The sequence below is a fragment of the Candidatus Tisiphia endosymbiont of Myopa tessellatipennis genome, from assembly GCF_964031105.1.
Taxonomy (GTDB): Bacteria; Pseudomonadota; Alphaproteobacteria; order Rickettsiales; family Rickettsiaceae; genus Tisiphia.
Genome location: NZ_OZ035005.1, coordinates 829518 through 841755 on the forward strand (window position 1 = coordinate 829518; position 12238 = coordinate 841755).

Sequence of the window (12238 nt, forward strand, 5' to 3'; positions counted from 1 at the left end):
ACCCTCTTCTTTTGTTATTTGTAGGGTTATCTTGAAAATAAGCTAGCGGATTAGTTTAATTTATAGTAAACTGTAAATTAAAAACTCACCTTACGCATAACCCTCATGGCAATTTAAAAGTCATAGGGAAAACAGCCTAGCGTCATTGCGAGGAGCAGCGACGAAGCAATCTAATGAATGTGGATTGCCACTACACTTACGTGGTCTCGCTAATAGACGTCTTGTACTTTTCTGCAATTTTTAAATGCTATACGTAAGGTGAATTAAAAAATGGAATTATGAAAAATTTACTCTTAGTAACGATTATAGCTATTTCACTTTTATTCTCTGTTTCCTCTTTGGCTATTGAAAATCAATTTTATTTGAAAGCAGAGGTTGGGGCGAATAAAATGGCTAATATTAAGTTAAATGATAAAAAACTAAAGCAAAATACCGCTATATTTCTTGGCGGAGGTTTGGGTTATTATATTCTAGATAATGTTAGAACTGATCTCATGTTTGCTTGGATTGCTAATCATCAATCTAAGCATTCTTTTGCCGGTACAGACTCAAAAATTAAGCCTCAAATTGCTACTTTAATGCTTAATGGTTATGTGGATATTGTTGATATAAGTATTTGTGAATTTTTTGTCGGTGCTGGTGCTGGAGTTGGTCAACTAAAAAACCAAATTACTAAGAATAATGGTGTATCAGTTTCTAGTGGTAAAAAAAACAACCTAGTCTACCAGCTTACTCTTGGAGCTGCTACAAAGTTAGCCCTAGGAGTAAAAGTTGAAGCAGCTTATAGTTGGAAAGATTTTGGTAGCACAAAAGAAATAAAAAGTCATATTAAGTCATTAGCATATAAAGGTCATAATGTATCACTCGGCGTCAGGTTTGATGTGTAATATCTAGTACCCTACATTTTTCTATAATCGTCATAGCAAGGCTCTTTAGATGCCGTGGCGATCTAGGTAAACAGCGAAGCTGTTTTTTTAGAGTAACGCTTCGCGTACTTGGATTGCCGCGTCGCCGCTTTTTCGTGACTCCTCGCAATGACGCTTTAAGCCTTACAACAGCACTTCGCTAATAGACGATTTTTTAACTTTCAACAGTTGTGGAATAACATCATTGAATAATTCGGACACTATATGAAAATACCATACCATTGTGATGTTGCCAAAAGGGTTATATTAAAAGAGTCTGCTGCATTAGTTGAATTATCTAATAATATTCCTAGTGATTTTAACAATATAGTAGATTATATAATTAATTATAAAGGGAGGATTATTTTAACCGGTATAGGAAAGAGTGGTTATATAGCTCATAAAATAGCAGCAAGTTTTGCTTCTACCGGTACGGCTGCTTTTTATCTGCACCCAGCTGAGGCTAGCCACGGTGATCTTGGTATGGTAACTGACAATGATGTAGTATTCATGCTGTCTAATTCAGGGGAAACAAAAGAATTATTTGATATAATGAAATATTGTAAGAGATTTTCTATAAAAATAATTGCCATGACTATGAATGCCAACTCTACTATAGCAATCAATAGCGATTTCCTATTATTAATACCAAGAATCAATGAAGCATCTTATATTGCCGCTCCAACAACTTCTTCAGTAATGATGTTATCTCTTGGAGATGCACTTACCACTTCTGTACATGAAGCACGAGGCTTTTCTGAAGATGATTTTCGGCTGTATCATCCTGGAGGAAAGATTGGAGCGAATCTTATAAAGGTAGAGAGCTTAATGCGAGTGAAAGATCAGTTGCCTTTAGTATATGCTGATACCTCATTTACCGATACTATATTGGTTATGAATCAAAAAAGTCTTGGATGTGCTATAGTGGTAGATAAAGATTTGAGTTTGGTTGGTATTATAACAGATGGAGATTTGCGTAGACATATTAATGATAAAATAGATATGAAGTATGCAAGCGATGTAATGACTTCTAACCCAAAACAAATTTCTCCTTCGAAATTAGCGGGAGAGGCTTTAGGTGTAATGAATAGTAAATCAATTACTAGCATACCAGTAACTGAAAATAATATAGTGATTGGTATTGTTCATATACATGACTTACTTAGGGCAGGAATCAGCTGATAAATGTTCATGATAATGTTACCCCAATTCTAGATAAGAATTAATTAATTCTTATCCTAAATTCGCGTATAATGTTGGCAATATTATGGTTAAGATTCCCTTCATAGATAAAGGTAGTAGTGCTATCATTTCATCTTATAGACGTTCAATTAGTCTATCAAAGATATTATCTTGTTTAGGAATAGTATTAACCTTATATTTTATTTATATAAATTTAAATCCTATCAGTAATAATTCAAAATCAACGGAGGATAATAGTAGCAATAGTGCTTTTAATCCAAATGATAAAGATTATGAAATAAAAATTTCAAATTCAATTTTTAAGGGGTTCAATAAAAACTTAAATCCTTACCAGATTCAGGCTGTGCAAGCAGTTAGGACTTTAGGTAATCAATATAAACTAGAAGAAATTAATGCTACATATAAAATAAATGACAACAAAGACTTAGTGATCAGTGCAAAAAATGGTATATTAAATGAGAATAGTCATATGTTAAAATTAAAAAATGATGTACAGTTTTTTTTAGGAGAAAGCACATTAAAAGCACAAGAAGCCCAACTGAATCTAATAAATAAAGAAACATATAGTAACACAGGGGTGGTATTATTTTATAAAAATTGTAAGATTACTTCTAATAAATTTAGTGCTACACATGATAATGATATTATAAATTTCAAAGGTAATGTATCGACGGTTATTGATGTATCGGATTTTTAGCATAATTTGCTATGTATTGTTTTTTCTAATCATAAGTTCATCCGTAGCCTATGGGAAATACTCAAAACATTCGAGTATGGATAGATTATATATTTATTCTGACAATTTAGTAATTGATCAAACTAAGAATCAAGCTTGTTTTACAGGAGAGGTGATTTTGTGGTTTGATGATATGATGGTAAAAACAACTAATTTAGAAATTTTTTATAAAACAGTTGATAATAAAAAAACTATTGATTACATTTCCATACCGTCAAGATTGACTGCTAAGAGGAATAATGGTCAAGAGTTACTAACTGCTACTTCTGCAAAATATTTTGTAGAAAGAAAAGAACTAGTACTGCTTGGTGATGTAATAGTACAGAATAAGGATGGTATTATAAAAACTGACAAACTAGTATATTATACGGAACTCAATAATATAGATTATACCAAATCAAAAAATTAGTTATGTAAGAAATTTTTTAAAGTATGCCGCGTTTAATAATAGAGAAATTACAAGTAAGTAGTATTTCAAAATCTTATAATAAGAGAGTGATCCTAAACGACGTATCTCTTCAATTAAAAACAGGAGAAATAGTTGGTCTTTTTGGTCCAAACGGTGCAGGTAAAACTACCTGTTTTAGTATTATTATAGGACTTACCAAACCAGATAGTGGAGCATTATTTTATAATGATCATGATATTACTCATTTACCAATTTATTTAAGAGCTAGGTTTGGCTTTAGCTATCTTCCTCAAGAACCATCAATTTTCCGTGGGCTATCTGTAGGAGATAATATTAGATTAATGCTAGAGGTTTTAGAAAATGACCAAGAAATTATCGAACAAAAAACATTAGATTTGCTTAAAGAATTTTCTATTCTTCATCTAAAAGACATGCCAGCAATAGGACTATCCGGCGGAGAAAGACGTAGGCTAGAAATCGCAAGAACAATAGCACTAGATCCCAAATTTATTATGCTTGACGAACCACTTGCAGGCATTGATCCTTTAGCAATTGAGGATCTTAAAAATTTGATTGTTCACTTACGTAACCGCAATATCGGCATCCTAATTACCGATCACAATGTTAGAGATACTCTTAATATAGTTGACAGAGCCTATGTTATTTACGAAGGAAAAGTCCTATTAGAAGGAACTCCACAAGAAATAGCCACAAGCTATCAAGTAAAGGAAGTATATCTAGGGCAATCTTTTTGTTTGTAATAATAGACATACTGTAATTGTAGGTAACCATACACTTTAAATTATCTATCCTATAACTTACAATCTTATACCTATTTTCAACTATTTTCTTTCAAAACTTAAATACTCGTGAACGGTTACACCTCGACTTGGTAATTCCTGCTACTATCATGATTTTGATTCTATCGTCTATCAACTCTTCATTTACGAGCAGTATACTTCATTATTTTAGAACGAAGTCAAAGTTCAGAAAGAACAGCTTCAAAAATAAATTAAGTTCAATTTAAACAGGAGTCATTTTACAGGATATCTATACATGAAAAAATTACCAGCAGAAGTAGATATTTTTTAGCTTACTATTATGTCAACCTGATCAACACATATTTTTTCTTACCTACGGATATCTTAATAACTTGGTTGTCCTGCATAAAGATCAAATCAATAACCATGTTTTCGTCTTGGATTAATTGATTATTGATTTTTGCTCCAGCCCCTCTAATCAACCGACGTCCTTCGGATTTTGATTTAGCAAGACCTGCTTCATAAAGTAACTCATATGCTGGAATACCTAGAGCTAACCTCCCCTGTTCTAGATAAATAGTTGGTAAATTGCAATCAATTTCTCCTTGTTCAAAAAGCTTGGTAGCTGTTTCTAAAGCTATCATAGCTGCCTCTTTACCATGACAAAGTTTAGTTAAATTAAAGGCTAATTGCTTTTTGGCACTATTAATATCAGATGCACTAAGTAAGATAAACTCTTGCATGGCATCTTCTCCTAACTCACTATATAATTTTGCGAACTTGACCACATCTTGATCTTCACAATTCCGCCAATATTGATAATAATTGTACGGGCTTAACATATCCTCATTTAGCCACACAGCTCCACCAACAGACTTGCCCATTTTGTTGCCAGAAGCAGTTGTTAGTAAGGGAGTAGTCATACCAAAGACTTCATTACCTGTTAGTTTCCTTGTAAAATCAACGCCCATTACTATATTACCCCACTGGTCACTACCACCTATTTGTAAAGAACAACCATATAGTTTATTTAAATGATAAAAATCGTAGGCTTGTAGCAACATATAATTAAATTCTAAGAAACTCATATGTTGCTCTCTCTCTAAACGTAATTTTACAGAGTCCATAGATAACATACGATTCACAGAAAAAAAACTACCAAAATTGCGAAGAAAATCTAAGTAATTTAACGATTCTAGCCAATTTGAATTATCAACTAATATTGCATCATTTTCCCCAGTACCAAATTTAATAAATTTTGATAATGATTTTTTTATACCTTCAGCATTTTGGGCAATTTCTTCTTTTGTTAAAGATTTCCTTGCTTCATCTTTACCAGTAGGATCACCAATTTTACTAGTTGCCCCTCCTAGGAGTACTATTGGCTTATGACCATATTGTTGCAATAAACGCAGTATCATAATTTGCATCAGACTACCTACATGTAAAGATTGTGCTGTACAATCAAAACCAATATAAGCAGAGATTTTGCTGTTTTTCATTAGCTCTGTTAGTTTTTCTAAATCAGTACATTGATATAGAAAACCTTTACTATCAAAATCTTTAATAAACATTTTTAAAACTAATTTTTTTTTAATATTTATTATTATTTTGTAGCAGAATTGAAGACCTCTACTTCAATTTTGCCACTCAACTTTTATCCAAAAACTTGAAAATTGATTTATCAATTCTTCAAGTTTTTGAAGTAGGTCAATATAGGAGCAGATATAAAAATAGATGAATATGTACCAACTATTATACCAAAAAACACTAATACACTAAAACTATAAATAGCTTCCCCACCAAATATTACCAAAGCTAGGTTTGCGAGTAAGGTTGTAACAACTGTTAGAATAGTTCTAGACAGAGTTTCATTAATACTCAGATTAATAATTTGTGGCATTACTTTCTTATGTGATTTACGTAAATTTTCTCTGATTCTATCATAGATAACTACTGAATCATTCACAGAATAACCTATTATGGTAAGAATAGCAGCTATGGAGCTTAAATTAAAGTCTAGCCTCATTACACTCATGAAACCTAAGCTTAGTATGGCGTCATGTAACAAAGCTACAAGTATACCAAGCCCAAAATACCACTCAAATCTAACCCAAGTGTAAACCATTATGGCAAGAAACGAAAGAATTAGTGCCGTTATTCCTGATTTTATCAGTTGAGTACCAACTTGTGGACCAACAAAATCTACTTTACGGTACTCAAATTTATAAGGAAATTGGTTTTTTAAAGTTGATTTGATAAGATCAATATTTTGCATTAAAGTATCTTCACTATTACTGCCAACTCGTATTGACAAATCATGCTGATTACCAAAATTTTGCAATACTACTTCACCAATCTTAAGGTTATTAAGTACTTCACGCATTTTGGTTAAATCAGGGTCTTGATCAAGCCGCACTTCTATAACAATCCCACCAGCAAAATCAATACCAAAATTAAATTTGTAAATCCCTATCCAAATAATACTTACAAGAGATAAAATAATGGATATCGTATAACTTACTTTTTTAAATCTGATAAAATCAAAGTTGATTTTATCAGGTAAAAGCCTTAATGGATATAATTGCATTATTGAATTCTTTAATTTATATACCGAGAGCTTGTCTATACAATTCTAAGATTGCATCTTGTTCAGCTAGCTTATTTTTATCAAGTTTTTTTAATTTTAACACCGACTTCATAGCCTTGGTATCAAAGCCACTAGAGCTAGCTGCATCAAATATATCTTTTATTGCTTCAGATAATTCAGCTTTCTCTTGTTCAAGTCCTTCTATTTGATTTATATATTGTTCTAATTGTTCTTTAGCTATCACTTCTGTCATAAAATTCAAGTTTATTGTTTATCAAAAATTGTATACTCAAATGATTTGAAGAATTGGATTTGAAAATGTCATGGATTCGCATGCTCACGTACTATATGTACGTTCCGCTTGCTCACCATTCATTTTCAAATCCAATTCTCCAAATCATTTGAGTATAATATGGCTAGTATATATTATTTTATCAAGCCACTAAGTAATTTATAGATAATTTTGCTATAAATGCTAGAAAAATTTTTAGATTAGTTACCCCAGCATCCGTAATGGAAGTCAATAAAAAATAGTAACTTAACATAAATTTTCATTCCAAGAAGAATTATTTTTTACAATAGAGTGCATAAAAGATGCTGGTTCAAAGATAAAATGACGACCGCATTAAACTCAGTATCCTGCCTAGCAATTTCTTGATTCTTAAATACTAATAATTGTTCTCTTCTTTTTAATAAAGCATGTAACTGTTGTTGACTATTACTATCATAAGTAACATTCACTGGTAAAGCAAAGCACGTTGCATAATCATGCAACAATTTACTATCGATATTATCAGTTTTAGCAAGCCATCCTTTAGCTTTAGCATAACTACGCACTTTATTAGGGTGTACTGTAGCAAAAGGCAATTTATTTATTAGACTTATTTCGAAACTCTACTTCTGCTGGTGATTTGTACGTCGATGCGGTACTCGAATCCTTACGTACATTAGAGTACGCTGCGGTTCTGCGTTCCGCGTCTCCTTCAAATCCCTCAGCATAAGCGAGTTTCGAAATAAGTCTATTTTTAAAAATTCTCTTAAGTTATGTTCATATCCACCAGTAGGTTCAAAGACAACAATTAACTCAGATAAGACAGGATAGTATTTATTAATAGTGCTAAGTATAGTAGTAAAGCCATGTTGATCATTGGTAACTTCAAAAGCCTTGTTGGTAGCTGGCATATAGATACTTAAAGTTTTTTTACTAACGTCCACACCAATATAAGTTGTTGCCATATAGAGTCTCATGATTTATATTAATAATAGGATATGCTACATACTCATACGCAAGGTTTAAACCTTATGACATCCGTTCGTAGTCTTTATCCAAACAGGATGGGTCTTTGCTGAGGTACGAAGTCTTTAAAATTCAAAGCTTCAATTCGGGATACAGTTTACCCATCCTACCACTATATATAACTGATCATGTTATATTTATCATGGTTTTTTTTATTGTATGAATTCGGAATAAGGATTAGTTAATTCTTATCACGAATTGGCTTTAATATAAGGAAAAATGCATTCTTAAAGCGGCTAACGCGAATGCATTTTAAACCTTTCTAAAGCTAAAAACATGATTTTAAAAGATTAAAATCATGTTTTTAGCAAAATATTAATTTAACAATCAGATGCAGAGCCGTCTCAAATCTGATTGTTTCGATAATTTCACCGAATTTGGGATAAGAATTGACTAATTCTTATCCCAAATTCGTGTATTAGTTGTTACCCTCTTGAACGATCCTTATAAAAACAAAGAGCTATTAGGCTTGAAATAGCACAAGCAATTACATAATAAATAGATGAAGTAATAGTACCAGTTTTTTGTACAAGATATTCTAGTATTAAAGGTGTTGTACCACCAAAAATACTGGTTGCTGTATTATAAGACAATGATAAAGCAGTATTTCTGATATTGGTTGGATAAAATTCAGCTTGCAGTGCAGGTTCAGGACCAATATAACAAGCAGCTAAAATTGATAATACGATTTGAGATATAATTATAAAACAAAATTCTCCAGTTTCAATTACATTCATTAAAAAAGGGATAACTAAAATAATTACCAGTAAATTAATCACAAAAATTTTCTTTCGACCAATTACATCAGATAAATAGCCAGAACATAAAGTAACAATAGCCATGATTATATAACAATAATTAGCTAAATTGCTAACTTGGTCATCGGTAAAACCACGATTTATCCTCAAAAATGACATTAGATAAGTAGCTTGTAGATAGAATATTACTGAACCTGTAGAATTGATGAAGATTGATATTAACATATCAATCCAATATACAGAGATAACTTTTTTTAGAGGAGATTTTAAAATCCCACCATCTTCTTTTATACTTTGAAAACTAGGGGTTTCACTGGTATATTTTTTTATATAAAGTCCAGCAAATAAAATAAAAATTCCTAATAAAAATGGTATTCTCCACCCCCAATCATTAAATTGTTGTGCTGATAAAAGGCTTTGTATAAGCTGTGAAATGACTGATCCAAATAATATGCCAATACAAATACTGGACATTGGTATACTACCAGTAAAGCCACGATGCACCTTACCTGTATGTTCAATAGCAAATGCAATTGAGCCAGTAAGTACTCCGCCCATTGATAAACCTTGCAGCATCCGAAGTAGAATCATTAATATAGTTGCGGTAACACCTATATTGTCATAAGTTGGTAATATGCCAATTAGTGCCGTTGGCAGAGACATACAAAATATAGATGTACTTAGAGCAGTCTTTCTACCAAAACGATCTCCCAGTACCCCAAAAAATACCCCACCTATTGGTCTCATTAAATAACCGATAGCAAATACCAAAAAAGCGTGCAATAAAGACGAGCTAGGACTTGATCTAGGAAAGAACTTTGCCCCTATTATAGGAGCAAAGTAACCAAATAGTGCGTAATCATACCACTCAAATGCATTTGCTACACCGCTTGCAAAAACCAACTTACGTTTATTCATATTTTTTATTATTTTTTGGCTATCAAGGGTTAGAACGCTTGTTAGCAACATATACTCGGTGAACTTCAAGAATTGGCGTTCCCGCGACCAAAGATCTTCGCTACTCACGTACTAATGTACGCCTAGCAGTTCGACTTTGACACTCCTAGCTCTTCTTGAAGTTGACCTTCGTCTACCCAACTCTTCATTTACGAGCAGTATATCAATCTATGTTTGATATTAATTCTTAGAGAATAGCAACCTTTTAAGTTGCCTACGAGTTTTTCACTGCTGACAGGTCTTGGATTATTTTTTAATTCAGTCCATAGTTTTCTAGCCTTATTATCAAGCTTTTCTGACTTTAACTTTTGGAAATCTTTAAATGATTTTTTAGTAAATTTCAAATTGTACAATGACATTAATTCATATCATCTTCATTTAAGCACTCATCCAAAGGTTCTTGCCGAGCTTTTAGTATTTCCTTAACTAATCCAGGTATAAAATATAATTCTAATGTTGCTTGCAAAGATTCATAATCTTCTTTAGATAGTAGCACTGCATCATAATCCTTACCTTTTAAATATACTGGCTTATGTGTTTCGTTTGTTTCTTGTACAAGCCTAAATAAATTAGCCCTTGCTACCGATATTGTCTGTACGTTCATAATTTATCTTCCTTATAAGTATACTCGCTTTGAAGGATTGTTTTTTGAAAATATCAAGGACTCGTGTACGCTCTGTTCGCCCCTTATTTGCAAATCCAATTCTCCAAATCATTTGAGTATATATACATAACTAGTACATGATATTGTACATTCAATATCATTTCAACAAAATGTTTGAAGAAAACAAGCATTGCTAGTATTTCTTCATGCAGTAGCTTTATCATTTTGTGTTATATTTCCTTTCTCAGAATATATTATAAACAATGTTGCAGGTATTATTATCAATGCTCCGTATAAAGTACTGTTTTCAGGTATTTCATTAAACACAAGATATCCAGCTGATGCTGAAATTATTAACTCTAAATATCTATAAGGGGCGGTGGCAGTGGCATCAACTAGAGAGAAAGCCTTTAATAAGAAAAATAAGATTAAACTACCCCCAGCTCCTAAGGTAAATAACAAAATAAATTCTGAACTGGTAGGTGTTTGCCAATACATTATTGATGGTGGTATTGATACTAAAGATGTTACTAGAGCAGAATAAAATAGCATACTAATCATTGATTCTTTTACTACAAATTTCTTATTGATAATATCTAACATTGCAAAAGCTACAGAAGCTAAGACAAAAATTAATATCTGTGGATTAAAGTCACTAGCATGAGGTTTCAGGGTAATAACAATACCAATAAAACCAAATAAAGTTGCTGCCCATCTTTGCCAAATAATATTCTCATTTAAGAAAAAAACTGCTAGAACTAGAGTAAATAAAGGTGTAGCAAAACCAATAACTGTAGCAGTAGTCACGGGGGCAATACTGAGACCATAAATCCAACACGTCATTGCAAAAAACAATAAAACCCCTCTTGCAATATGTATAAAAGGACGATTAGTTTTAAGAGTCTGTTTCCCATAATATAAAATAAAAGGGACAAGAATTAAAGCACTAAAGAAAAAGCGAAAACTAGTCACCTCAAAACTATGTAGCCTAAGTCCAAGATATTTTGCTGTTATGTCATTAGTTGCACTACTTACCAAGCTTAATATAAACCAACTAATACCAACAAAATAAGTTTTTAATTTATTATTCATTGTATAGACCTTAATTCGTTATTTTTTTATATTTTTTGTATTAGTGTTTTCTATATTTAGTGTTATAGTGTCACTAATGTTGAACAAGTTTAAAAATCTTATTATCAATTTGATTTCCAAATAAGAAAGAATATATATAATACAGCAATATATTTAAAGCAAGCAAAGGTTTATAGTTATGATAAAAGTCACGAAAAAATTTGGAATATTGCTGTTGGTAAGTTGTGTAAGTATCTCTAGCTTTGCTAATTCTGATTTAACTAATAATGACTATGATGCCGATTATTATGAAAATGAAGGTAATCTTGTTTTTAAAATAAGAGGGGGGGGGATAAAATCTAGTGCAAAGCAAAAAGGCTTTCCTAAGGCTACCGCCGCAAGCCCAGTATCGATTGGTAATTTTGTTGAAAATGGTTACGGTTTTGATGCTTCTACATCAATATTCTTTGCTAGTAATGTTGCTGCAGAGTTATCTTTAGGTTTTAATGTATTACGTACTAAAAATAATAGTTTAAAAAATGTGGCTTATAATTATGGTGGTAATCCAGCAGATGTTGGTAAGAGAAAAGATCTTTATATGATTCCCCTGACTGTCACGGGACAATATCATATAGCTCCCTTTGGTGCTATTAGACCTTATGTTGGCGTTGGTTATCATGGAGCTTATATGTTCAGTAAATCTAAAGGATGTACAGTCAAAAATGGTCACGGTGCTGTATTACAGATCGGGGTTGACTTATATGCTAAGGATGATACATTGATTAACTTAGATGTAAGGCAGTATTTTCTTAAGACCAAAGTTGATTATAAAAATAGTTTAATAAAACAACCTATATCATCTAAAGTAAGATTTAATCCGTTAATGATTGCAGTAGGTATTGGTTTTAGGTTTTAGCCTGACCTAATTAAGCGAGAAATTGAAAGTT

General features: G+C 31.9%; 14 protein-coding genes. 6 read left to right on the forward strand and 8 right to left on the reverse strand.

The genetic code is table 11. From position 1 onward, the window contains the following. Nucleotides 1-278: 278 nt before the first annotated feature. The 5 genes from AAHN03_RS04105 to lptB all read left to right on the forward strand — a co-directional run bounded on the left by AAHN03_RS04105 (nucleotide 279) and on the right by lptB (nucleotide 4014). Nucleotides 279-887 carry an outer membrane protein gene (locus AAHN03_RS04105; protein ID WP_342278238.1) on the forward strand — a complete coding sequence of 203 codons (609 nt, stop codon included), beginning with the start codon at nucleotides 279-281 and terminating at the stop codon, nucleotides 885-887. A 243-nt stretch (nucleotides 888-1130) separates the two neighbouring features. After that, the gene (locus AAHN03_RS04110; protein ID WP_342278239.1) at nucleotides 1131-2087 is read left to right on the forward strand and encodes a KpsF/GutQ family sugar-phosphate isomerase; all 957 of its coding nucleotides are present in this window, start codon (nucleotides 1131-1133) and stop codon (nucleotides 2085-2087) included. Nucleotides 2088-2172: 85 nt separating this feature from the next. Beyond that, nucleotides 2173-2805: an LPS export ABC transporter periplasmic protein LptC gene (gene lptC, locus AAHN03_RS04115; RefSeq protein ID WP_342278240.1), complete on the forward strand. Its 633-nt coding sequence runs from the start codon at nucleotides 2173-2175 to the stop codon at nucleotides 2803-2805. A gap of 76 nt (nucleotides 2806-2881) precedes the next feature. After that, entirely contained in the window at nucleotides 2882-3253 is a 372-nt protein-coding gene (locus AAHN03_RS04120) for an LptA/OstA family protein (protein ID WP_342278241.1), read from the forward strand. Nucleotides 3254-3276: 23 nt separating this feature from the next. Beyond that, nucleotides 3277-4014 (forward strand): LPS export ABC transporter ATP-binding protein, encoded by a 738-nt coding sequence (gene lptB, locus AAHN03_RS04125; protein WP_375331475.1) that lies wholly within the window; start codon nucleotides 3277-3279, stop codon nucleotides 4012-4014. Nucleotides 4015-4352: 338 nt separating this feature from the next. Here lptB and tyrS read toward each other — a convergent pair whose 3' ends face one another. The 8 genes from tyrS to AAHN03_RS04165 form a co-directional block, all read right to left on the reverse strand. Then, nucleotides 4353-5588 carry a tyrosine--tRNA ligase gene (tyrS, locus tag AAHN03_RS04130; protein ID WP_341761554.1) on the reverse strand — a complete coding sequence of 412 codons (1236 nt, stop codon included), beginning with the start codon at nucleotides 5586-5588 and terminating at the stop codon, nucleotides 4353-4355. Nucleotides 5589-5698: 110 nt separating this feature from the next. Then, nucleotides 5699-6604, reverse strand: coding sequence for a protein translocase subunit SecF (gene secF, locus AAHN03_RS04135; RefSeq protein ID WP_342278242.1), 906 nt, complete (start codon nucleotides 6602-6604; stop codon nucleotides 5699-5701). 16 nt (nucleotides 6605-6620) lie between these two features. After that, nucleotides 6621-6857, reverse strand: coding sequence for a GapR family DNA-binding domain-containing protein (locus AAHN03_RS04140; RefSeq protein ID WP_341762604.1), 237 nt, complete (start codon nucleotides 6855-6857; stop codon nucleotides 6621-6623). Between the two features lie 320 nt (nucleotides 6858-7177). Next, nucleotides 7178-7471, reverse strand: a complete 294-nt coding sequence (locus tag AAHN03_RS04145) for a hypothetical protein (protein ID WP_342278243.1) — start codon at nucleotides 7469-7471, stop codon at nucleotides 7178-7180. A 27-nt stretch (nucleotides 7472-7498) separates the two neighbouring features. Next, nucleotides 7499-7840: a hypothetical protein gene (locus tag AAHN03_RS07665; protein WP_410521322.1), complete on the reverse strand. Its 342-nt coding sequence runs from the start codon at nucleotides 7838-7840 to the stop codon at nucleotides 7499-7501. A gap of 486 nt (nucleotides 7841-8326) precedes the next feature. After that, nucleotides 8327-9577 (reverse strand): MFS transporter, encoded by a 1251-nt coding sequence (locus AAHN03_RS04155; protein WP_342279180.1) that lies wholly within the window; start codon nucleotides 9575-9577, stop codon nucleotides 8327-8329. A gap of 397 nt (nucleotides 9578-9974) precedes the next feature. Continuing rightward, complete coding sequence (locus tag AAHN03_RS04160) at nucleotides 9975-10220, reverse strand: type II toxin-antitoxin system prevent-host-death family antitoxin (protein WP_342278244.1); 246 nt, start codon at nucleotides 10218-10220, stop codon at nucleotides 9975-9977. 204 nt (nucleotides 10221-10424) lie between these two features. Beyond that, complete coding sequence (locus AAHN03_RS04165) at nucleotides 10425-11312, reverse strand: DMT family transporter (RefSeq protein WP_341762598.1); 888 nt, start codon at nucleotides 11310-11312, stop codon at nucleotides 10425-10427. A gap of 178 nt (nucleotides 11313-11490) precedes the next feature. On the opposite strand from AAHN03_RS04165, the gene AAHN03_RS04170 reads away from it, so the two are divergent. Continuing rightward, complete coding sequence (locus AAHN03_RS04170) at nucleotides 11491-12207, forward strand: OmpW family outer membrane protein (protein WP_342278245.1); 717 nt, start codon at nucleotides 11491-11493, stop codon at nucleotides 12205-12207. Nucleotides 12208-12238: the final 31 nt, after the last annotated feature.